This window comes from Pseudomonas citri, from assembly GCF_025336485.1.
GTDB classification, from domain to species: Bacteria; Pseudomonadota; Gammaproteobacteria; order Pseudomonadales; family Pseudomonadaceae; genus Aquipseudomonas; species Aquipseudomonas citri.
Genome location: NZ_JAODAB010000013.1, coordinates 12,628 through 35,086, shown reverse-complemented (window position 1 = coordinate 35,086; position 22,459 = coordinate 12,628). Strand labels below are relative to the sequence as shown.

Annotated in this window: 20 protein-coding genes; 2 read left to right on the top strand and 18 right to left on the bottom strand. The window is 62.3% G+C overall.

Going from position 1 to position 22,459, the window contains the following annotated elements; translation table 11 throughout:
• Window positions 1-2: 2 nt before the first annotated feature.
• Genes copC through N4Q37_RS15720 form a run of 3 tightly spaced genes read right to left on the bottom strand, consistent with a single transcriptional unit; the run spans window position 3 to window position 3,200 of the window.
• A complete protein-coding gene (gene copC / locus N4Q37_RS15730; RefSeq protein ID WP_260959035.1) occupies window positions 3-389 on the bottom strand; it encodes a copper homeostasis periplasmic binding protein CopC in 387 nt (128 codons plus the stop codon).
• Between the two features lie 53 nt (window positions 390-442).
• Window positions 443-1,381: a copper resistance protein B gene (locus N4Q37_RS15725; protein ID WP_260959033.1), complete on the bottom strand. Its 939-nt coding sequence runs from the start codon at window positions 1,379-1,381 to the stop codon at window positions 443-445.
• A 10-nt stretch (window positions 1,382-1,391) separates the two neighbouring features.
• The gene (locus N4Q37_RS15720; protein WP_260959031.1) at window positions 1,392-3,200 is read right to left on the bottom strand and encodes a copper resistance system multicopper oxidase; all 1,809 of its coding nucleotides are present in this window, start codon (window positions 3,198-3,200) and stop codon (window positions 1,392-1,394) included.
• A gap of 338 nt (window positions 3,201-3,538) precedes the next feature.
• Between N4Q37_RS15720 and nadA the strand changes: the two genes are divergently transcribed.
• The gene (gene nadA, locus N4Q37_RS15715; RefSeq protein ID WP_260959030.1) at window positions 3,539-4,597 is read left to right on the top strand and encodes a quinolinate synthase NadA; all 1,059 of its coding nucleotides are present in this window, start codon (window positions 3,539-3,541) and stop codon (window positions 4,595-4,597) included.
• 78 nt (window positions 4,598-4,675) lie between these two features.
• Here the strand turns inward: nadA and N4Q37_RS15710 are convergent, their stop codons facing one another.
• From N4Q37_RS15710 to N4Q37_RS15675, 8 genes are all read right to left on the bottom strand, one after another.
• A complete protein-coding gene (locus N4Q37_RS15710) occupies window positions 4,676-5,161 on the bottom strand; it encodes an RDD family protein (RefSeq protein WP_260959028.1) in 486 nt (161 codons plus the stop codon).
• Between the two features lie 94 nt (window positions 5,162-5,255).
• Window positions 5,256-5,468, bottom strand: a complete 213-nt coding sequence (locus tag N4Q37_RS15705) for a cold-shock protein (RefSeq protein ID WP_260959025.1) — start codon at window positions 5,466-5,468, stop codon at window positions 5,256-5,258.
• A 395-nt stretch (window positions 5,469-5,863) separates the two neighbouring features.
• Window positions 5,864-6,988: a glycine cleavage system aminomethyltransferase GcvT gene (gene gcvT / locus N4Q37_RS15700; protein ID WP_260959024.1), complete on the bottom strand. Its 1,125-nt coding sequence runs from the start codon at window positions 6,986-6,988 to the stop codon at window positions 5,864-5,866.
• 31 nt (window positions 6,989-7,019) lie between these two features.
• The gene (locus tag N4Q37_RS15695) at window positions 7,020-8,396 is read right to left on the bottom strand and encodes an L-serine ammonia-lyase (protein WP_260959022.1); all 1,377 of its coding nucleotides are present in this window, start codon (window positions 8,394-8,396) and stop codon (window positions 7,020-7,022) included.
• 102 nt (window positions 8,397-8,498) lie between these two features.
• A complete protein-coding gene (gene gcvP / locus N4Q37_RS15690) occupies window positions 8,499-11,348 on the bottom strand; it encodes an aminomethyl-transferring glycine dehydrogenase (RefSeq protein WP_260959020.1) in 2,850 nt (949 codons plus the stop codon).
• 10 nt (window positions 11,349-11,358) lie between these two features.
• Window positions 11,359-11,742, bottom strand: coding sequence for a glycine cleavage system protein GcvH (gene gcvH / locus N4Q37_RS15685; protein WP_260959018.1), 384 nt, complete (start codon window positions 11,740-11,742; stop codon window positions 11,359-11,361).
• Window positions 11,743-12,069: 327 nt separating this feature from the next.
• On the bottom strand, window positions 12,070-13,578 hold the full coding sequence (locus N4Q37_RS15680) for a sigma-54-dependent transcriptional regulator (protein ID WP_260959017.1): 1,509 nt from the start codon (window positions 13,576-13,578) through the stop codon (window positions 12,070-12,072).
• A 108-nt stretch (window positions 13,579-13,686) separates the two neighbouring features.
• On the bottom strand, window positions 13,687-14,592 hold the full coding sequence (locus N4Q37_RS15675) for a LysR family transcriptional regulator (protein WP_260959015.1): 906 nt from the start codon (window positions 14,590-14,592) through the stop codon (window positions 13,687-13,689).
• A gap of 172 nt (window positions 14,593-14,764) precedes the next feature.
• On the opposite strand from N4Q37_RS15675, the gene N4Q37_RS15670 reads away from it, so the two are divergent.
• Window positions 14,765-15,379 (top strand): NAD(P)-dependent oxidoreductase, encoded by a 615-nt coding sequence (locus N4Q37_RS15670; protein WP_260959012.1) that lies wholly within the window; start codon window positions 14,765-14,767, stop codon window positions 15,377-15,379.
• A gap of 24 nt (window positions 15,380-15,403) precedes the next feature.
• Here N4Q37_RS15670 and N4Q37_RS15665 read toward each other — a convergent pair whose 3' ends face one another.
• The 7 genes from N4Q37_RS15665 to N4Q37_RS15635 form a co-directional block, all read right to left on the bottom strand.
• Window positions 15,404-15,733, bottom strand: a complete 330-nt coding sequence (locus N4Q37_RS15665) for a GlpM family protein (RefSeq protein WP_260959312.1) — start codon at window positions 15,731-15,733, stop codon at window positions 15,404-15,406.
• A gap of 24 nt (window positions 15,734-15,757) precedes the next feature.
• Window positions 15,758-17,086: a two-component response regulator AauR gene (locus tag N4Q37_RS15660; RefSeq protein ID WP_260959010.1), complete on the bottom strand. Its 1,329-nt coding sequence runs from the start codon at window positions 17,084-17,086 to the stop codon at window positions 15,758-15,760.
• Window positions 17,083-18,984 carry a two-component sensor histidine kinase AauS gene (locus N4Q37_RS15655; RefSeq protein WP_260959007.1) on the bottom strand — a complete coding sequence of 634 codons (1,902 nt, stop codon included), beginning with the start codon at window positions 18,982-18,984 and terminating at the stop codon, window positions 17,083-17,085. The genes N4Q37_RS15660 and N4Q37_RS15655 overlap by 4 nt, the downstream gene beginning before the upstream one ends.
• Before the next feature lie 103 nt (window positions 18,985-19,087).
• Window positions 19,088-19,822 carry an amino acid ABC transporter ATP-binding protein gene (locus N4Q37_RS15650; protein ID WP_260959006.1) on the bottom strand — a complete coding sequence of 245 codons (735 nt, stop codon included), beginning with the start codon at window positions 19,820-19,822 and terminating at the stop codon, window positions 19,088-19,090.
• Window positions 19,819-20,490: an amino acid ABC transporter permease gene (locus N4Q37_RS15645; RefSeq protein WP_260959004.1), complete on the bottom strand. Its 672-nt coding sequence runs from the start codon at window positions 20,488-20,490 to the stop codon at window positions 19,819-19,821. Before N4Q37_RS15645 ends, N4Q37_RS15650 begins: the two co-directional genes overlap by 4 nt.
• Window positions 20,490-21,236 carry an amino acid ABC transporter permease gene (locus N4Q37_RS15640; RefSeq protein ID WP_260959003.1) on the bottom strand — a complete coding sequence of 249 codons (747 nt, stop codon included), beginning with the start codon at window positions 21,234-21,236 and terminating at the stop codon, window positions 20,490-20,492. Before N4Q37_RS15640 ends, N4Q37_RS15645 begins: the two co-directional genes overlap by 1 nt.
• A 187-nt stretch (window positions 21,237-21,423) precedes the next feature.
• A complete protein-coding gene (locus N4Q37_RS15635; protein WP_260959001.1) occupies window positions 21,424-22,338 on the bottom strand; it encodes a glutamate/aspartate ABC transporter substrate-binding protein in 915 nt (304 codons plus the stop codon).
• Window positions 22,339-22,459 lie beyond the last annotated feature (121 nt).

Below are 22,459 nucleotides of genomic sequence, written 5' to 3'. Positions count from 1 at the left end.
ACTCACTTCACCTTGAACGTGATGTTGCCGTTGATGGGGTGAGTGTCCGACGACACCGCACGCCACTGGACCTGATAGGTGCCGGCGGTGAGGGGACCATTCGGGACAATGACCATGGTTTTCGGGTCATCGCTGCCGGAGACCTTGGCTGGCATGGGCATGGGCGAATGCGCCGCCATGCCGGGCATCTCGGTCATCAGCAGCTTGGCACCGGAAAACTTGGTCATCAGGTTTTCGGAAAAGTGCAGCTCGATCTTTGCCGGTGCCGCACCTTCGGCGCCCTCGGCGGGGGTAGAGGACAGCAGTTTCGGATGGGCCTGGGCCAGACCACTGACCAACAGGCCGGTGGACAAGGCGACAGCAACAACAGCGGTTTTGATGAGTGACATGCAAGGACTCCTACAGCTCGGTTTTTTAGTTTTGAGTGAAACAGGTCAGTGGCTCAGAACCACATGCGCACGCCCAATACCAGGCGGGCTTCGCTGCGGTCTTCGCCTTCTTCCCGGGCGTAGTCGGCGGTGTTGCCGTAGAGCCGATTCCAGGTGACGCCAATGTAGGGGGCGAATTCGCGGCGTATTTCATAACGCAGCCGTACGCCGACTTCGGTGTCCGACAGCCCCGAGCCGACGCCTCGAGCGGGATCGTTCTTGCCGTAGAAATTGGCTTCGGCGGTGGGCTGCAGGATCAGGCGGTTGGTCAACAAGATGTCATAGTCGCCCTCCAGGCGCGCCGCGCTCTGGCCGCCTTCACCGATGAACGCGGTCGCCTCGGCTTCGAAGTTGTAGAGCGCCATGCCTTGCACACCGAGGGCGGCCCAGGTTTGCGGGTCGCCCGGCTTGAAGTCCTGGCGCACGCCCGCCACCACGTCCCACCAGGGGCTGACGGCATGGCCCCACAAGGCCTGGAGCTCGGCTTTTTCGGTCTTGCCGTTGGTGCGCTCGCCTTCGGAGCGCAGCCACAAACGGTCGATGTCGCCACCGATCCAACCTGAGGCGTCCCAGCTCAGGGCGCTGCCGTCATCGGCGTCCTGCCATTCCAGTTGATCGATAAGAAAGAACGAGTGGATGGCGTTGTCTTGCATCATGTGGCCGCCATGGTCCTCATAGACAGCCGCACGGTCGGCGGCGGTCAGTTCAGGGATGGGCGTGCGGCTGCGGGTGGGGGCCGATTGCATCGGTTCCATTGTTTGCATTGGCTCCATGCCCTGCATGGGTTCCATACCTTGCATCGAGTCCATGCCTTGCATCTGGTTGTGGTCCATGCCCGGCATCTGGCTGTGATCGCCTTGCATCTGGTGGCTGGCGGCCCAGGCCGGGGTGCCCCAGGCAAGGCTGGCAACCAGCGCCATCGACAACGTGGAATATTGAAAAACAGGGGTCATGATCTGCTCCTCATTCCTGTACCCGAACTTCGCGGAACATGCCCATCTCCATGTGAAACAACAGGTGGCAATGATAGGCCCAGCGCCCAAGGGCATCGGCCGTGACGCGGTAGCTGCGTTTGGAACCTGGCGGTACATCGATGGTGTGCTTGCGGACCATGAACGCGCCGTTTTCGTCCTCCAGGTCGCTCCACATGCCGTGCAGGTGGATGGGGTGGGTCATCATGGTGTCGTTGATCAGCACGATGCGCAGGCGCTCGCCGTACTTGAGCAGCAGCGGTGCGGCATCGGAAAACTTCACACCATTGAACGACCAGGCGAATTTTTCCATGTGCCCGGTCAAGTGCAGTTCAAGAGTGCGACCCGGCTCACGGCCATCCGGGTCGGCAAAGGTGCTGCGCAGATCTGAATAAGTGAGCACCTTGCGCCCGTTGTTGCGCAGGCCCAGGCCAGGATCGTCCAGCTTGGGGGTGACGCTCATGGCTTGCATGTCCACCAGCGGGTTGTCCTTTTCCGAGTCCGGATGGGACTGCATGCCGCCCATGCCGCCCATGTCTTGCATGGCGCCGTGGTCCATCCCCGTCATGGTGTCCATGCCCTGCATGTTGCTGTGATCCATGCCTTGCATCTGGCTGTGATCCATTCCCGACATGCCCTGCATCGAGCCGTGATCCATGCCGCTCATGCTGCCGTGATCCATCCCGTCCATGCCCATGTCGTCCATGGTCAGTTGCGGCCTTGGGTCCAGGGGGGGCACGGGTGCCGAAAGGCCGGTACGGGTGGCGAGGGTGCCGCGAGCGTAGCCGGTGCGGTCCATCGATTGGGCGAACAAGGTGTAGGCCTCGGCGGTCGGCTCGACAATGACGTCGTAGGTTTCGGCCACGGCGATCCGGAGCTCGTCGACGCTGACGGGTTTGACGTATTGCCCGTCGGCGGCCACCACGGTCATTTTCAGGCCGGGGATGCGCACGTCGAAGTAGGTCATGGACGAGCCGTTGATCAGGCGCAGGCGCAAGCGCTCGCCGGGCTTGAACAGGCCAGTCCAGTTCATGTCCGGCGCCTGGCCGTTCATGAGATAGGTGTAGGTGGCGCCGCTGACGTCGGAGAGGTCAGTGGGATTCATCCTCATTTCAGCCCACATCTTGCGATCGGCCACGGTCGCGGACCAGCCGTTCTTGCTCACATCGTCGATGAAATCGCCGACGGTGCGCTTGTTGTAGTTGTAGTAGTCCGACTGCTTCTTGAGCTTGCGCAGGACGCCGGCGGGGTCTTCATCGGTCCAGTCGGTGAGCATCACCACATAGTCCCGCTCGTATTGGAACGGCTCGGGTTCCTTTGCGTCGATCACCAGCGGGCCGTAGACCCCGGATTGCTCCTGGAAGCCGGAGTGACTGTGGTACCAGTAGGTGCCGTTCTGCCGGACCTTGAACTGATAAACGTACAGGCCGTCGGGTTCGATACCTTTGAAGCTCAGCCCGGGGACGCCGTCCATGTTGGCCGGCAGCAGGATGCCGTGCCAATGGATGGACGTGGTCTCATTCAGGCGGTTGCGTACCCGCAGTGTCACGGTGTCGCCCTCGCGCCAGCGCAGCAACGGTCCGGGAATGCCCCCGTTGATGGTCTGGGCCGTGCGGGCGGTGCCGGTGAAATTGACCGGGCTTTCGCCGATGAACAAGTCGAACTCGGTGCCGCTCAGTGCATTGGGCTGGCCCGGGCTGGTGATCGCCCAGACGGGCGTGCGCCACAAGCCCAGGCCACTGAGGAGGCCGCCGGCAACCACGCCCTTGACGAAGGTTCGTCGGGAAGTTTTGGTTTGCATCGATAGAAGTCCGTCAGTCGATTCGCTGCGTGCAGGGGGGGATTGCCCGCAGCAGGTTTGAACGAAAGATGACACAGGTGGGCGAGGCGAGTGATTACATTTCAGTCAGCTTGACGGGGTGGGAAGTCAGCCATTTCCTGGTTCCGCCTTATGCCCTGATGCGCCGGTTGGGGCACAGGTCAGAATGATCTTTTGCATCGAGGGGATATTCTGTAGCCTTGCCCGCTTCAGTTGTCCCGTGCCTGATTGACACCCACTTTCCCGGCGGTACCCGAGTGGTCCGGAGCCGGGTGTATACTCGACTTTCGCGCGATACGCGCTTGCAGGTCTTGCGAAACATGACGCAAATTTCCGAACGCCTTCTGGTCCAGGCCCACCTCGACGCCAAGCAGCCCAAGCCGCTGTCCGCCGAGCAAGAGGCCTGGTACCGCGCTGCCATCGCCGCCGAGCTCAAGGCTCAGGACGCGGTGCTGGTCGCGCACTTCTACTGCGACCCGATCATCCAGGCCTTGGCCGAAGAGACCGGTGGCTGCGTGTCCGACTCCCTGGAAATGGCCCGCTTCGGCAACGCCCACCCGGCCAAGACCGTGGTGGTGGCCGGGGTCCGGTTCATGGGGGAAACCGCCAAGATCCTCAACCCCGAGAAACGCGTCCTGATGCCGACCCTCGAGGCCACCTGCTCCCTGGACCTGGGGTGCCCGGTGGACGAGTTCTCGGCGTTTTGCGACCAGCATCCGGAACGCACGGTGGTGGTGTATGCCAACACGTCGGCGGCGGTCAAGGCGCGTGCCGACTGGGTGGTGACGTCCAGTTGCGCATTGGAAATCGTCGAGAGCCTGATGGACAACGGCGAGACGATCATCTGGGGCCCGGACAAGCACCTGGGGACCTACATCCAGAACAAGACCGGCGCCGACATGCTGCTCTGGGACGGCGCTTGCATCGTCCACGAGGAGTTCAAGTCCAAGCAGCTGGAGGACATGAAGGCGTTGTACCCGGACGCGGCGATCCTGGTGCACCCCGAGTCACCGGCATCGGTCATTGCGCTGGCGGACGCGGTGGGCTCCACCAGCCAGTTGATCGCGGCGGCCCAGAGCCTGCCGCACAAGACGCTGATCGTCGCGACCGACCGCGGCATTTTCTACAAGATGCAGCAGTTGTGCCCGGACAAGGTCTTCATCGAAGCCCCCACGGCCGGCAATGGTGCGGCTTGCCGCAGTTGCGCCCACTGCCCGTGGATGGCGATGAACACCCTGGAACGCACGCTCAAGTGCCTGCAGGAAGGCTCCAACGAGATCTTCGTCGACCCGGCGCTGATCCCCCAGGCCATTCGCCCACTCAAGCGCATGCTGGACTTCACCCAGGCTGCGCGGATGAAGCTGGCGGGGAATGCCTGAGTCGCAAGCGGCAAGTTGCGAGCTGCGAGCTGCGAGCTGCAAGCTTTAAAAGTTGAGGCTTGCAGCTTGCCGCTGCGTCTATTTTTTCTTGGGAATCCGCACCAGTTGCGTGTTGGAGTAGATGTCATGCCAACCGCGCTTCTGCTTGTCGAACAACGCCCAGACAAAGCCCATCCCCAGCAGCAGTAACGACGCAATCGAAACCACGAACCGCAACAATGCCTGCCATAGGCTGATGGCCGTGCCATCGGCGTTTTGCACACGGATGCGCCAGACCTGCATGCCCAGGGTCTGGCCGTTGTGGGTCCAGAACTTGGCGAAGAAGCCGAACAGCACGAACAGCAGCACGGTGGACAGCAGCGGGTCGCCATCCAGTGCGCCGGATTCGGTCAGGGTGCGCATTTTTTCTTCGCCGATGATCGACATCTGGATCATCTTGTAGACACCGCTGGTGACGATCAACAGTGCCGTGCACAGCAGGAAGTCATAGAACATCGCGGCCAGGCGACGGCCCAGGCCGACAGGAGGGAAGTCGCCCTGGGGAATGAGCAGGTGTTTCGGCATGACGGCCTCGGATGAAAAAAGAAGCCATTCTACGGATTTGCGCCCATAAAAAAGCCCCTGATATCAATCAGGGGCTTTTCTCGTGCTCGAAAGCTTAGCCTTCGGCTTGAACTTCGTCAGCCTGCATGCCTTTCTGGCCTTGCACGGCAACGAAAGAGACTTTCTGGCCTTCTTTCAGGCTCTTGAAGCCGGTGCCCTGAATAGCACGGAAATGTACGAACAGATCCGGACCGCTTTCAGGCGTGATAAAACCGAAACCTTTTTCGTCGTTGAACCACTTGACGGTACCATTCTGACGTTGAGACATTTTCTTATTTCCTTTGACGCTAAAATTGATGACAGCCTCTTTCCGGGGAAAGAGTACTGGGGCTGGGTTGCAGGAAAGTAAGAGACGTCGAACGGGATGTAGCTAACTTCGTAGGCTACTGCCCAGGTCACGATCCAAGCGACCCATGCAAACACAGTGATCAAACTCTACGCCAACTCCGAACGAAAAAACAACCCCCCCTGGAGCGCCCGTATTTACTCAGCTTGCCGGTATTTTGCGCGTTTCGCTGGCCTGGGCTTATTCGATAGGTTAGTTCAATTGTTTAGCCGGGTTATAAGCGCGGTGCTATATCGAATTGATGCACCTTTTTATGGCGGTTGCGTTACACATTAGTGCACGAATAACACAACCGCGTTACTTATAGAAACAGCTAATCAACCGCGGTAATAGCGTTGTGCAACGAATGGCGTTTTGCTTACAAGCAATGACACCTTTTTCCCACGCACGATGGCCCATATTGGCGTATTCAGCGCGGTATACGCGGTGTCCAGGTAACCCATCGCCAATGGACCGCCCAGCGTCGGGCCGAAGCCACCGCTGCACACCATGCCGATGATCTCGCCGGCTTCGTTGACGATTTCCGCGCCTTCACGCACGGGTGTGCGTTCCTGGGGGAGCAGGCCGACGCGTTTACGGCGCACGCCGCCCTGTTGTTGGGCGAACACGGTTTGTGCACCCGGGAAACCACCGGCACGGGCACCGTCTGCACGGCGGACCTTGGAGATGGCCCACAAGAGGCTGGCTTCGATCGGTGTCGTTTCGCTGTTCATGTCGTGGCCGTACAGGCACAGGCCGGCTTCCAGGCGCAGCGAGTCGCGGGCACCGAGGCCGATGGCGGCGACTTCCGGTTCGGCCAGCAGGGCGCGGGCCAGTTTCTCCGAGTCGGCGGCAGGAACGGAGATTTCGAAACCGTCTTCACCGGTGTAACCCGAACGGCTGACGAAACAATCCAGGCCCAGCAGCGTCACGCGCTGGAATTGCATGAAGGTCATTTGCGCCACTTGTGGTGCCAGGCGCGCGAGCACGGTGACTGCGGCCGGGCCTTGCAGCGCGAGCAGGGCGCGGGCTTCGAACAGTGGCTCGATGTCGCACTGGCCGCCGATGTGGGCACGCAGGTGGGCCAGGTCTTGTTCCTTGCAGGCGGCATTGACCACCAGGAACAGCTCGTCGTTACCCAGGTTGGCGACCATCAGGTCGTCGAGGATGCCACCGTTCTCGTTGGTGAACATGGCGTAGCGCTGCATGCCCACCGGCAGGTCGAGGATATCCACCGGCACCAGGGTTTCCAAGGCCTTGGCGGCGCCTGCACCGCTCAGGCGGATCTGGCCCATGTGGGACACGTCGAACAGCCCCGCCTGCTCGCGAGTGTGCTGGTGTTCTTTCATCACGCCCAGTGGGTATTGCACCGGCATGTCGTAGCCGGCGAACGGCACCATGCGTGCGCCGAGTTCGAGGTGCAGGGCATGCAGCGGGGTTTTCAACAGTTGTTCGGTGGACATATCGGCTCCTGGAAAATGAGAGGGGCGCGTATCAGCATTCGATGATGTTGACCGCCAGACCGCCGCGAGCGGTCTCCTTGTATTTGCTTTTCATGTCGGCGCCGGTCTGGCGCATGGTACGGATGACTTTGTCGAGGGACACAAAGTGATGCCCGTCGCCGCGCATGGCCATGCGCACCGCGTTGATGGCTTTCACCGAGCCCATGGCGTTGCGTTCGATACACGGCACCTGCACCAGCCCACCGATCGGGTCGCAGGTCAGGCCGAGGTTATGTTCCATGCCGATTTCGGCCGCGTTTTCCACTTGCTGCACTGTCCCGCCCAGCACTTCGCAAAGGGCGCCGGCGGCCATGGAGCAGGCCACGCCGACTTCACCCTGGCAGCCGACCTCGGCGCCGGAGATGGAGGCATTTTCCTTGTACAGGATGCCGATGGCGGCGGCGGTCAGCAGAAAGCGCACCACGCCATCTTCATTGGCGCCGGGGATGAAGCGCATGTAGTAATGCAGCACCGCCGGAATGATCCCGGCCGCGCCGTTGGTCGGTGCGGTGACGACGCGTCCGCCGAAGGCGTTCTCTTCGTTGACCGCCAAGGCATACAGGTTGACCCAATCCAGCACCGACAGCGGATCGCGCAGCGACGCTTCCGGGTTCTTGCACAACTGGCGGTGCAGCGCGGCAGCCCGTCGCTTGACCTTCAAGCCGCCTGGCAGGATGCCTTCGTTGCGACAGCCGGCCGCCACGCAATCCTGCATGACCTGCCAGATTTTCAGCAGGCCGGCGCGGGTCTCGGCTTCTGGGCGCCAGGCGCTCTCGTTGGTCAGCATCACCTGGCTGATGGATAAACCATAGGTGGCGCAATGGCCCAGCAGGTCCTTGGCGCTCTTGAACGGGAATGTCAGGGGCGTGGCATCTTCGACGATACGGTCGGCACCGGCCGCGTCTTCGTCGACGACAAAGCCGCCGCCCACCGAGTAGTACTCCCGGCTGCGCACTTGCAATCCCGCGGCATCGAAGGCGCGGAAGATCATGCCGTTGGGGTGATAGGCCAGGGGCTTGCGAATCATGGCCAGGTGCAGCTTTTCGTTGAATTCGATGGGGTGTTGGCCGAGCAGGTTCAAGCGACCGTTGCTGCGAATGTCCTGCAGGCGGGCGGTGACGGTCTCGGTGTCCACGGTATCGGGGTGCTCACCTTCCAGGCCCAGCAGCACGGCCTTGTCGCTGCCATGGCCCTTGCCGGTGGCGCCGAGGGAGCCGTAGAGCTCGACCTTGACGCTGGTGATGGTTTCGAGCAGGTCATCACGGCGCAGCCCTTCGACAAAACGGGCAGCGGCGCGCATCGGGCCGACCGTATGGGAACTGGAAGGGCCGATACCGATCTTGAACAGGTCGAACACGCTTAACGACATATGAAACTCCTAGGAGCCGCTTCGAGCTGCAAGCTACAAGCTGCAAGTTAAAAGCCGAGCGACTCTTACTTGCAGCTTACAACTTGAAGCTCGTAGCTGCTTTTATGCGTAACTTTCGATCGACGGGCAGGCGCAGACCAGGTTGCGGTCGCCGAACACGTTGTCGACCCGGCCAACCGGCGGCCAGTACTTGCCTTCGATCAACGACGAGACAGGGTACACCGCTTGCTCGCGACTGTAGGGATGGGTCCACTCGCCGACGAGTTCCGCTGCGGTGTGCGGGGCGTTTTTCAGCGGGTTGTCGTCCTTGTCCAGGCTGCCGTTTTCCACCGCGCGGATTTCTTCGCGGATGCAGATCATGGCGTCGCAGAAGCGGTCCAGTTCTTCCTTGGATTCGCTTTCGGTCGGCTCGATCATCAACGTGCCAGCTACCGGGAACGACATGGTCGGGGCGTGGAAGCCGAAGTCGATCAGGCGCTTGGCCACGTCATCGACGCTGATGCCGCTGCTGTCCTTGAGCGGGCGCAGGTCGAGGATGCATTCGTGGGCGACCAGGCCGTTGCTGCCGGAGTAGAGCACCGGGTAGTGCTCTTCCAGGCGACGGGCGATGTAGTTGGCGTTGAGGATCGCCAGTTGCGAGGCGCGCTTGAGGCCGGCGCCACCCATCATGCGGATGTACATCCAGGTGATCGGCAAAATGCTCGCGCTGCCGAACGGCGCCGCGCACACCGCGCCTTCCTTGCGCGCCATGTTCGCGTGGCCCGGCAGGAACGGCGCCAGGTGCGACTTGACGCCAATCGGGCCAACGCCCGGGCCGCCACCGCCGTGAGGGATGCAGAAGGTCTTGTGCAGGTTCAGGTGCGACACGTCGCCGCCGAACTTGCCCGGGGCGCAGAGGCCGACCATGGCGTTCATGTTGGCGCCGTCGATGTACACCTGGCCGCCGTTGTCATGAATGATGCCGCAGATCTCGCGGATGCCTTCCTCGAACACACCGTGGGTGGACGGGTAGGTGATCATCAGCGCGGCCAGGTGTTCGCGGTGCTCGATGGCCTTGGCCCGCAGGTCTTCGATGTCGACGTTGCCACGGGCATCGCAGGCGGTCACGACCACGCGCATGCCGGCCATGTTGGCGGTGGCCGGGTTGGTGCCGTGGGCCGAGGATGGGATCAGGCAGATGTCGCGACGCTCTTCGCCACGGCTCTGGTGGTAGGCGCGGATCGCCAGCAGACCGGCGTATTCACCTTGCGAGCCGGCGTTGGGTTGCAGCGACACCGCGTCGTAACCGGTGGCGGCGCAAAGCATGGCCTCCAGTTCGTCGGTCAGTTGCTGGTAGCCGGCGCTCTGTTCGGCTGGGGCGAACGGGTGCAGGGCGCCGAATTCGGCCCAGGTCACCGGGATCATTTCGCTGGCGGCGTTGAGTTTCATGGTGCAGGAACCCAGCGGGATCATGGTGCGATCCAGGGCCAGGTCCTTGTCGGCGAGCTTGCGCAGGTAGCGCATCAGCTCGGTTTCGGAATGGTAGCGGTTGAACACCGGGTGGCTGAGGATCGCCGATTGACGCACCAGTTCGGCCGGGATGCGGCTTTGCACGGAGGCGGCCAGTGCGGTGAAGTCTGGCAGGGCCTTGCCGTCGGCCAGTAGGCTCCACAGCGCTTCGACGTCCGCCTGGCCGGTGGTTTCGTCCAGGGACAGGCCCAGGCGCTGCACGTCGACCACACGCAGGTTGATGCGCTGGGCGCGGGCCTTGTCGTGCAGGGCGGCGGTCTGCGCGCCGGTGTGCAGGGTCAGGGTGTCGAAGAAACTTTCTTGCTCGACGCTCAGGCCCAATGCGCCCAGGCCCTTGGCGAGGATCGCAGTGAGGTGGTGGATGCGGTTGGCAATCTGCACCAGGCCCTTGGGCCCGTGGTACACGGCGTACATGCTGGCGATGTTGGCCAGCAGCACCTGGGCGGTGCAGATGTTGCTGGTGGCTTTCTCGCGGCGGATGTGTTGCTCGCGGGTCTGCATCGCCAGGCGCAGGGCCGGCTTGCCGAAACGGTCCACGGAGACACCGACCAGGCGGCCCGGCATGTCGCGCTTGAAGGCATCCTTGGTGGAGAAATACGCCGCGTGCGGGCCACCGAAGCCCAGCGGCACGCCGAAGCGCTGGGCGCTGCCGATGGCCACGTCGGCCCCGAATTCACCCGGTGGGGTCAGCACTGTCAGGGCCAGCAAATCAGCCGCGACGGCCACCAGGGCATTGGCGGCGTGGAAGCGTTCGGTCAGTTCGCGGTAGTCGAACAGGTCGCCGTTGCTGGCCGGGTATTGCAGCAACGCGCCGAAGAAGGCACTGACGTCGCTCAGTTCGCGCTCATCGCCGACCACCACGTCGATGCCCAGGGGCTCGGCACGGGTGCGCAGCACGTCGAGGGTTTGCGGGTGGCTGTGTACGGAGGCGAAGAAGGCGTTGCTGCCCTTGTTCTTGCTCAGGCGCTTGCAGAAGGTCATGGCTTCGGCGGCGGCGGTGGCTTCGTCGAGCAGGGAAGCGTTGGCGATCGGCAGGCCGGTGAGGTCGCTGATCAGGGTCTGGAAGTTCAGCAGCGCTTCGAGACGGCCCTGGGAGATTTCCGGCTGGTACGGCGTGTAGGCGGTGTACCAGGCCGGGTTTTCCAGCAGGTTGCGCAGGATCGGCGCTGGCGTGTGGCAGTTGTAGTAGCCCTGGCCGATGTAAGTCTTGAACAGTTGGTTCTTGGCGGCGATGGCCTTGATCGAGGCCAGTGCATCGGCTTCGCTCTGGCCGTCGCCCATGTTCAGCACGCTGGTGCCCTTGATGCTTTCGGGGATGACGCTGGCGCTCAGGGCTTGCAGGGAGTCGTAGCCCAGGCACTCGAGCATGGCTTGCTCGTCACTGGCGCGCGGGCCAATGTGGCGGGCAATGAATTCGTTGGCGGTGCCGAGATTAACGGTCATGTTGCGCTCCTCAGGCTTCGGCGTTGGCTTTGATCAGGCGGTCGTAGGCGTCCTGATCCAGCAGTTGGCCAACCTCGCCGGCGTTGACTGGCTTGAATCGGAAAAACCAGCCTTCGCCCAGCGGATCTTCGTTGACCAGTTCCGGATTGCTTTCCAGGGCCGGGTTCACTTCGAGCACTTCACCGTCCAGTGGCATGTAGACACCGCTGGCGGCTTTCACCGATTCCACGGTCGAGGCCTCGTCACCCTTGGCGTAGCTTTGCAGTTCCGGTAACTGAACATAGACCACATCGCCCAAGGCGTTCTGGGCAAACGCAGTAATACCGACAGTAACGCTGCCGTCGGCTTCGGCACGCAGCCATTCGTGATCTTCAGTGAAACGCAACTCGCTCATGGAAACTCCTGGGGCCAGATTCGTCTGGTGGACGCGAAGAAAGGCACGGGGCTTGGCCCGGCCGAATGGTTCTATTCAGCTAAAGCCCATAGCAAGAATGCGGCCAATACGAATATGTGCATATTTATCAATGGTTTATAGCGGTTTGCTGAAGGGTCGGAAATGATGTGTGTAGCGAAATCGCTACAGCGCCTGCCCAGGATAAAAAGGTTGGGGGATCAAAGCCTTATCCGGCGCAGTTTACCGACGGTTGTAGCGATATCGTTCCACTGTAGCGCTTTCAGTACGGTTGAGGTCGTTTTTGGCGCGGGTCACAAAGGGATTGAGCTACGGCTTGTTGGGAATCCCGTACTTGCGCAACCGATGGGCAATCGCCGTGTGGGAGGTCTGCAAGCGGCTGGCAAGTTGGCGGGTGGAGGGGTAGTTGGCGTAAAGGCTTTCGAGCAGGTGCTTCTCGAAGGTCTCCACGGCCTGCTCCAGGCTTTCGACTTCCACGTCGCCCTGGCGCGCCACGGAGGTGCCGGCGATGTCCAGGTCGCCGATGTCCACCAGGCTGCTTTCGCAGATAGCCGCGGCGCGGAAGATCACGTTCTGCAATTGCCGCACGTTGCCCGGCCAGCGGTTGCCCAGCAGCGCCGGGTAGGTGCCAGGGGCGAGGCGGCAGACCGGGCGCTGGATCTGCGCGCAGGCCTGCTGCATGAAATAACGCGCCAGCAGCAGGATGTCCTGGCCGCGCTCGCGCAGCGGCGGGACGGCCACGTTGAGCACGTTCAGGCGATAGAACAGGTCTTCGCGGAACGAGCCTTCGCTGACCATTTTCTCCAGGTTGCGATGGGTGGCGCTGAGGATGCGCACGTTGACCTTGATTTCCCGGTCGCCGCCGACTCGCCTGAAACTGCCGTCGTTCAAAAAGCGCAGCAGCTTGGCTTGCAGGTACGGCGACATCTCGCCGATTTCATCGAGGAACACCGTGCCCTGGTTCGCCAGTTCCATCAACCCTGGCTTACCGCCCCGTTGCGCGCCGGTGAAGGCGCCGGGGGCGTAGCCGAACAGTTCGCTTTCGGCCAGGTTCTCCGGCAACGCCGCGCAGTTCAGGGCCAGGAACGGCGCACCGTGGCGGGCGCTGATGGCGTGGCAGGCCCGGGCGACCAGCTCCTTGCCGGTGCCGGTTTCGCCCTGGATCAACAGTGGTGCATCGAGGGCCGCGACCCGTTGTGCCCGGGCCTTGAGGGTGCGGATCGCCGGGGACTCGCCGAGCAGCGCGTCGAAGCCTTCGGCATGATCGTGGTGCAGGGCGGAGAGGCGTTCGCCGATGCGGTTCGGCGGGTAGAGCGTCAGGAGCGCGCCGGCGTCCGTGATGGGCGTGGCGTCCAGCAGCAGGGTCTGGCCGTTGAGGGTGATTTCCCGCAACGGCAGGCGGAAGCCGCTTTCCAGCAGGGTACTCAGCAGCGCTTCGTCACTGAACAGCTCGGCCAGGCTTTCCCCCATCGGTTCTCGACCATACAGGGCGATCAGCGCGGGGTTGGCCAGCAGCACCTTGCCGGCGCTGTCCACGGCCAGCACCGGATCGGTCATGGCGGCCAGCAGGGCATCGAGCTGCAAGTGCCGGCGCTGGCCCGGCAAGATGTCCACCACAGTGACCGCCTGCACGCCGCGCACACTGAACAACGCCTCGCGCAGTTCATCCAGCACTTGCGGGCTGAGGGTCGGGGCATCGATGTAGACGTTGGGCGGCACCATCTCCACGGCATCCAGATTGAGATTACGGCCACCGAGCAAGGCCAGGACTTCCTGGGTGATACCAACGCGGTCGATGAAACTGACGTGGATACGCATGGGGCGCTTCTGGGTTCTGGAGTGCGGAGGGTGGCAAGTATGCCCTGGGCGGGCTGTTGGTGAAATCCCAGAGCTCCCCTGCGGGAGCGTTGGGGAGGCCAATAGGGCTTACAGGCCCACATCCCACTCCGGCGTCTCGGGAAATCTGAGCACCAGAAAATCCAGCAGGCTGCGCAGCGCCGACGACATGTGCCTGCGTGATGTATATACCGCGTACATGTTCATCTGCCGGGGTTCGGCATGGGCCACCAGGCGAACCAGCTCGCCGCTCTTGATGTGGACGCCGGCCTGGTAGCTGGGCAGCATCGCCACGCCGGCACCGGCCATGGCCGCCCGCAGCAGGGTACTGGCGTCGTTGCCACTGATATTGCCCTGCACCGGCACCGAGACCTGTTCACCGTCCTGCTCGAAATGCCAGAGGCTCTTGCCCACGTAGGCGTGGGTCAGGCAGTTGTGCCGGCTCAGATCCTCGACCCGTCGGGGTGCCGGGTGTTCGCGCAGGTAAGCGGGCGAGGCACAGATCACCGAGCGGCAGATGCTGAGGCGCCGGGCGATCAGGTTCGGATCCAGGTCGTTGCTCATGCGGATCGCCAGGTCGATGCGCTCATCCACCAGGTTCACGATGCGATCGAGCATTTGCAGGTCGACGCTCACTCCCGGATACCGGGTGACGTATTCGGTAATTGCCGCAGCCAGTTGGGCCTGGCCGAACGAGGTGCTGGAGCTGATGCGCAACATGCCCCGCGGGGCATCGTCCGGCGCGCCGACCGCTGCTTGCATGTCGCTGGAAAGTTCCAGCATCTGCCGGCAGCGCGGCAGGATTTCCAGGCCGGCCGCCGTCAGGCTCAGCTTGCGGGTGGTGCGGTGCATCAGCCGGGCGCCCACCCAGTTCTCCAACTCCGCCAGATACCGCGACACCACCGGGCGTGACAGCTCCAGGTAGTCGGCCGCCGCCGACTGGCTGCCCAGGTCCACCACTGTGACAAACACCCGCATTGCTTGTAGACGATCCATGATTTGCCCGCTTTCAGAAACAAACTATGTTGCAGCATCGCATTTTTTGGAACGAACCAGGTGATTAGGATTTGTATGAAGCGTTGCGCAGGCATTTTTCGTAAAAAGCCTAAGCTCTTTCTCATTCCTTAACCGCTTCACAATCAACGACGTGTCATCACGGGAGAACACCATGAGCAAGATCGCAATCATCGGCGCCACGGGGCGTGCCGGCAGCCAGCTGTTGGAAGAAGCCCTGCGCCGCGGCCACAGCGTAACGGCTATCGCCCGTAACACCGCGAAAGTCGGTGAAAGGGCCGGGGTGACCAGCAAGCAACTGGACGTGCTGGACAGCGAGGCGTTGGCCGCCGCCATCGCCGGGCACGACGTGGTGATCAGCGCCGCGCACTTTTCCACGGTGCCGGCCGACAAAGTCATCGCGCCGGTGAAAGCCGCCGGGGTCAAGCGTTTGCTGGTGGTGGGCGGTGCCGGCTCGTTGCTGCTACCGGACAACAGCCGCGTGGTCGACAGCGATGGCTTCCCGGAGGAATACCTGGCTGAAGCCACGGCCGGGGCGTTGTTCCTGGACGTGCTGCGCAAGGAGCCGGATCTGGACTGGACCTTCCTCTCGCCGTCAGCGGAGTTCGTCGAAACCGAGCGCACCAGTCAGTTCCGTGTTGGCAAGGATCACCTGTTGTTCGACGGCGCCGGGCGCAGCTGGATCAGCTTTGCCGATTACGCCATTGCGATGATCGATGAAGTGGAAACGCCGCAATTTTCCCGCACGCGGTTTACCGTCGGCTATTGATCCCGCCGCTGCGAAGGTGCTGCGTCAGCCATGGACCCTCATCCAGACGCTGACCAGCACCGTCGCCGCCATCAGCCAGGCCACCGCCGCCACGGCGAGCGACGCCTCCAGGCGCAGACGGTCGACCATCACGTACAGCGTCGCCAGATAGACGAAGTACGGAATGATCGACCACATGCCAAACACGATGGTGGTCTTGAGATCGTCTATCGAGCGGCCCTTGCCGACGATGTAATGGGCGATCAGGGCGAACGTGGGAAACAGCGGCACCAGCCCGGCGATGTAATAGTTCTTGGTCTTGGCCAGCATCGCCAGGATGACCACCACGGCCGCACCGAGCGCCGCCTTGAAAATCAGGTCCACAGGTTGACCGCCTCGTTAATGGCTCAAGCCGTATTTTTTGACTTTGTCGAACAGCGTGGTCTTGGCCATGCCCAGCTCCAGGCTGGCCTGGGTCAGGTTGCCACCGCTGCGTTGCAGGGCGTCCACCAGCAGGTTGCGCTCGAAGGCTTCCACCGCCTCGGCGAAGGCCAGGCCCTGGCTGCCACCGCTGGTCCCCGGTTTCTTGAAGGCCGGCAGGCCGAGGGCGTAGCGCTCGGCGACGTTGCGCAGTTCGCGCACGTTGCCCGGCCAGTCGTGGCTCATCAGGTTCGACAGGGTCTGGTTGTCCAGCTCCGGCGCGGTGCGGTCGAAGCGCAGGGATGACTGCTGGAGGAAATGCTCGAACAATTGCAGGATGTCCTCGCGGCGTTCGCGCAGGGGGGGCAATTCCAGGGTCACCACGTTGAGTCGGTAATACAAGTCGCTGCGAAATTGTCCGGCGCGGCCCAGTTCGTCCAGGTCGGACTTGGTGGCGGCGATCACCCGGCAATCCACAGCCACGCTCTGGTTCGATCCCAGCCGTTCGAGGGTGCGCTCCTGCAACACCCGCAGCAGTTTGATCTGCAAGGGCAGGGGCATGCTTTCCACTTCATCGAGAAACAGCGTACCGCCGTCGGCGTGCTCGATCTTGCCGATCCGGCGCTTGCCAGCGCCGGTGAAGGCGTTGGCCTCGTGGCCGAAGATCTCGCTTTCGAACAGGTTCTCCGGCAAGCCGCCGCAATTGAGTGCGACGAACGGCTTGGTGTGACGTCGGCTGAAATCGTGCAGGCAGCGGGCGACCAGCTCTTTGCCAGTGCCGGTTTCGCCTTCGATCAGCACGTTGGCCGAAGTGTCGGCGACGTTGGCGATCAGTTCGCGCAAATGCTGCATGGCCGGTGAGCGACCGATGATCCGGCCTTCCAGGGAATCGCGCTCGGCCAATTGCCGACGCAGGGAGGAAACCTCGCGGGCCAGGCCGCGCTGCTCCAGCGCGCGGCGGGCAACGTCCACCAGGCGCTCCGGGGAGAACGGTTTTTCCATGAAGTCATAGGCGCCTTTCTGCATGGCGCCGACGGCCATGGAGATATCGCCGTGGCCGGTGATCAGCACCACCGGCAGGCTGCGATCGCGTGCCTTGAGGTGCGTCAGCAGCTCCAGGCCATCCATGCCCGGCAGGCGAATGTCGCTGATGACGATGCCGGCGAAGTCATCGCCCACCCGCGCCAGGGCTTCTTCGGCGCTGCCCACGCCGATGCATGGAATGTCTTCCAGGCTCAGGGCTTGCTGGCAGCCCAGCAGGACATGGGGGTCATCTTCGACGATCAATACGCTCAGGTCGTTGTTCATAGCGGCTCGGCAGGTGAAGGGCTTACCAACGGTAAACTGAGGACGAAGGTGGTGCCACGCTCGACCGGGTATTCGACGCCCAGGTGCCCGCCCGCGGCGGCGGCCAGGCTCGCCGAGAGCGTCAACCCCAGGCCGAGGCCCTGTTCGCCGGGCTTGGTGGTGAAAAAGGGCTCGAACAGATGCTTGCGCGCCTCGGGGTCGATGCCATGGCCGTTGTCCCGTACCCGCAGGCGATATTTGCCGTCGGCGATGTCGCCTTCGAGCCATAGCTGTGGCTCGGGTTGCGTCTGCATGGCGTCCAGGGCATTGCCAACCAGGTTCACGAGGATCTGTTCCAGGCGCGTCTGATCGATTTGCAATTGGACGTCATCGAAATCGCTATGCACCTGGAGGTCGAGGTTTTCCAGGCGCCCGCCTAGCAATTGCAGCGCAGCCTCGACCGCCTTGCCCAGGCTCGCCCGGCCCTGGTCGTCGCCGCGCCGGGCAAAGGCGCGCAGGCTGGCGGTGATCCGGCCCATGCGGTCGATCAGTTCGTTGATGGTCTTGAGGTTGGTGCTGGCAATGTCCAACTGGCCCCGTTCCAGAAAGCGCACGGTATTGCCGGACAAGGTCCGCAGCGCGGCCAGCGGCTGGTTGAGTTCGTGGGCGATGCTGGTGGACATCTGGCCGATGGCGGCCAGCTTCCCGGCCTGCACCAGCTCGTCCTGGGCACGGCGCAAGGTCTCTTCGGCCTGCCGTCGCTCGCGGATCTGGCCCTTGAGACGTTCGTTGCTGGCCCGCAGGTCGGTGGTGCGTTCGGTAATCCGACGCTCGAGCTGGTTGTTGGCCTCCTGCAAGGCCTCGCGGGCGGCGAGGCGGGTGGCGATGACCTTGCGCCGTTCGTTCCAGGCGATCAGCAGGAACGCCACCAGGGCAAAGGCCACGGCCACCAGGATGCCCTGGTTGATCGCCTGGCGGCGCAGGTCTTCCAGCGGCGTCAGCAAGGTGAAGTTCCAGGGGGTGTCGTTCAGGGGCCGGGTCTGGGAGAGGTAGCTGCTGGCGGGGTTGTCGGCCGCGACTTCGGCGTTGGCCGGGAAGGTCAGCAGCTCCATTCCCTCGGCCAGCCGCTCGCGGGCCAGCGGAATCAGCTCGTTGAGGGGGAACCAGTAATATTGCAGGCTGCGGGCCAGGCGCTCCTTGGTGTCGTCGCTCAGGGGGCGAACCGACTTGAGGCGTCGCGCCGGATCGCTGGACAGGATGATGATGCCGTTCTCGTCGCTGACGAACGCTTCCAGGCGCGCCCGTTGCCAGCGCTCTTCCATGGCTTCGAGGCGTACCTTGACCACGGCGACGCCGATGATCTTACCCTGTTGCTCCAGGCCGTGGGCGAGGTAGTAGCCGGGTTCGCCATTGGTGCTGCCGATGCCGTAGAAACGCCCCGGTTGACCACGCACGGCGTTCTGGAAATAGGCGCGAAAGGACAGGTCTTCACCCAGGTAACTGTCGACGTCGCGCCAGTTGCTGGTGGCCATGACCCGGCCGGTGGTGTCCATCACATAAATGGCCCGGCTGCGGCTGCGGCGGTTCAGGCCTTCGAGGTATTCGTTGACGGTCTTGCGATGCTCGGGCGTCGGGTCCTCGAGCAGTTGCGAGACGCTGGACTCAAGCTCCAGCAGGCTGGGCAGGTAGGTGTACTTGCTGATCTCGCTCTCGACAGCACGGGCGTGGAGCTCGAGTTGGCGTTCGCCGTTCTCGGCGAGGTTGCGAATGCCATAGTGTTCGCTGATCCAGAAACCGAGGTAACCCAGGCCGATCATCAGGGCAATGATCAGCGGCGGGAGGAACAGGTGGCGGATCAGGCGGGGTTTCACGGCGAGTGATGGCGGCGCGGCGCGATAGAGGGTGGGGTCGCATTTCATCACAGAAGCCTTGGGTCAACCAGTGTGGCTGCGCTCGTCCTTGGAGCGCGATCCTGTGGCGATACCTCGCCACAGGATCAAGCGTGCCTGAAGAAGGCGACGCTTAGTGCTGCAGGATTTTCTCGAGGAAGTGCTGCGCACGTTCGGAGCGGGCGCTGATGTCGCCGAAGAACTCTTCCTTCTTGCAGTCTTCGATGATCTGGCCCTGGTCCATGAAGATCACCCGGTTCGCCACTTTGCGGGCGAAGCCCATTTCGTGGGTCACGCACATCATGGTCATGCCTTCGTGGGCCAGTTGCACCATCACGTCGAGCACTTCGTTGACCATTTCCGGGTCAAGGGCCGACGTCGGTTCGTCGAACAGCATCACCACCGGGTCCATCGCCAACGCACGGGCAATCGCCACGCGTTGCTGCTGGCCCCCGGAGAGTTGGCCCGGGTGCTTGTGGGCGTGGGCTGCCAGGCCAACGCGCTCGAGCAACTGCAGGCCTTTCTTGGTGGCTTCTTGCTTGCTGCGGCCCAGCACCTTGATCTGCGCGATGGTCAGGTTCTCGGTGATGGTCAGGTGCGGGAACAGCTCGAAATGCTGGAACACCATGCCCACGCGGGAGCGCAGTTTCGGCAGGTTGGTCTTCGGGTCGGCGATGGAGGTGCCGTCCACCACGATGTCGCCCTTCTGGAAGGGCTCCAGGGCGTTCACGCATTTGATCAGCGTGGACTTGCCCGAACCCGACGGCCCGCACACCACCACCACTTCACCCTTGCTGACCTCGGTGCTGCAATTGGTCAGTACCTGGAAGTCCCCATACCACTTGTTGATGTTCTTGATAGAGATCATACGGCGAACCTTTTTTGCAGACGCTTGACCAGCTGCGAAGCGGCAAAGCTGATGGTGAAGTACACGAGACCTGCGACGATCAGGAACTCATTGGAGCGGCCGATGATGTCGCCACTGGCCCGCGAGGCATTGAGGAAATCCACCAGGCCGACGGTGTAGACCAACGAGGTGTCCTGGAACAGGATGATGCTTTGTTGCAGCAGCAGCGGGGTCATCTTGCGAAACGCCTGGGGCAGGATGATCAGGCGCATGGTCTGGCCATAATTCATGCCCAGCGCCTGGGCGGCGCCCATCTGGCCCTTGGGGATCGACTGCACGCCGGCCCGGACGATTTCGCAGAAGTACGCCGCTTCGAACATCATGAACGCCACGATGCAGGAGCCGAATGCACCGATCGGTGTGTCCTCGCCGGTGATCCAGCGCAGTACGAACGGCACCGCCAGGTAGAACCAGGTGATGACCAGCAGCAGCGGGATCGAGCGGAAATAGTTGACGTAGGCCCCGGCGAAATTGGACAGCAGCCGGTTATGGGACAGGCGCATCAGGGCCAGGATCGTCCCCAGGATGATCCCGCCAACCACGCCCAGGGCCATCAACTTGAGGGTCATGACCATGCCGTTCCACAAGCCGGGGATGGCCGGGACGACGCCACTGAAATCGAATTCCATCATTTACCCCCTACGGAGATCAGGCCGGGCACCGCGACTTTCTTCTCGACCATGCGCATGAGCAACATCAGGCTCATGTTCAGGGTGAAGTAGATCAGCGTCGCCAGGGTGAAGGCTTCGAACAGGTTGGCGGAGAACTCGGCGGTCTGCTTGGTTTGCGCGAGCAGTTCCATCAGGCCGATCAGCGAGGCCACGGAGGAGTTCTTGAAGACGTTGAGGAATTCCGAGGTCAGCGGCGGAATGATGATCCGGTAGGCCTGGGGCAGCAGCACGTTCCAGTAGATCTGCGGCAGTTTGAAGCCCATGGCGCGGGCGGCGGATTCCTGGCCGCGTGGCAGCGCCTGGATACCGGTGCGAACCTGCTCGCAGACCCGGGCGGCGGTGAACAGGCCCAGGCACACGACGACGCTCAGGTAGGCCGAGGTAGTCGGGTTCAGGTCCTGTTTGTACCACTCCTGCAGGTTTTCCGGCAGCAGGTCGGGCACCAGGAAGTACCAGATGAACAGCTGCACCAGCAGCGGTACGTTACGAAAGAGCTCCACGTAGCAGGTGGCGATGCCCGACACCAGCCGGTTCGGCACGGTGCGCATCACGCCCAGGATCGAGCCCAGCAGCAGGGCGATGATCCAGGCGACGACGGCGATGGCGATGGTCCAGCCCAGGCCGGCCACGTACCAGTCGAGATAGGTCTCGCTGCCCACGCCGGTGGACTTGAAGAACACGCCCCAGTCCCAGTTGTAATTCATTAGGGTCTCCCCTCAGATCGATCAATGTACAAATGTCTGCAGGGGAAAATCCTTTCCCACCCGATCGTGACGAACGGGTACACACCCACGGCTCGACCTCACCGTCCAGAGCGTTTCCTTTTTGCCAGCAGGGAGTGGCGGCCTCCTGAAAGGACGCGTGTCCTTTCAGGAGAAGACTAGTCAGAAATCAGGATTTCTTGTCGTCAGCCGCTTTGTCGGTCGGGTTGGCGATCAGGGTCTTGAGTTCGTCGCTCATCGGGAAGTTCAGGTTCAGGCCTTTTGGTGGGATGGGTTGCATGAACCATTTTTCGTAGATCTTGTTGATCTCGCCCGACGCGTAGGTGGCCTTGATGGCCTCATCGACAGCCTTTTTGAACGGCTCGTCGCCTTTGCGCATCATGCAGCCATAGATTTCGTAGGACTGCGGAGTACCGGTCACGGCCCAGTCATCGGCTTTCTTGGCCTTGGCGGCTTCGCCGGCCAGCAGCGCATCGTCCATCATGAACGCGACGGCACGACCCGATTCCAGCATCTGGAAGGATTCGCCGTGGTCTTTGGCGGAGATCACGTTCATGCCCATCTGCTTGTCGGCGTTCATGGCCTTGAGCAGGCGCTCGGAGGTGGTGCCGGCGGTGGTCACGACGTTCTTGCCTTTCAGATCGTCGAAATCCTTGTACTTGGAGTCCTTCTTGGAGAGCAGGCGGGTACCGATCTCGAAGATGCCCACGGAGAAGTCAACCTGCTGCTGACGCTCGACGTTGTTGGTGGTGGAGCCGCACTCCAGGTCCACGGTGCCGTTCTGCACCAGCGGGATACGTGTTTGCGAAGTGACGAGGTTGTACTTGACTTGCAGGTCAGGCATGCCCAGGTCTTTTTTCAGGGCTTCGACGACTTTCAGTTGAATGTCGTGGGAGTAGCCGACCGGTTTGCCGGAAGCGTCTGCGATGTAGGAAAACGGAATGGAAGCGTCGCGATGCCCGAGCGTAATGACGCCGGACTCTTTGATTTTTTTCAGTGTGCCGGTCAGTTCGGCCGCGAAAGCCGGAGTGCTGATCAGAGCGGCAGCCATGGCTGCGCCCAGGAGATGGGGAACGATACGCATCGGTGTTTCCTCGACATTGTTTTTTTTATTCAGCCGGTTCATCGGCCCTGAGTACTTCGAAATACCTGCCAGCTCCTGTTGTGTTGGCGTACAGGCATTCGTCTCGAGGGAGTGTAGAGCA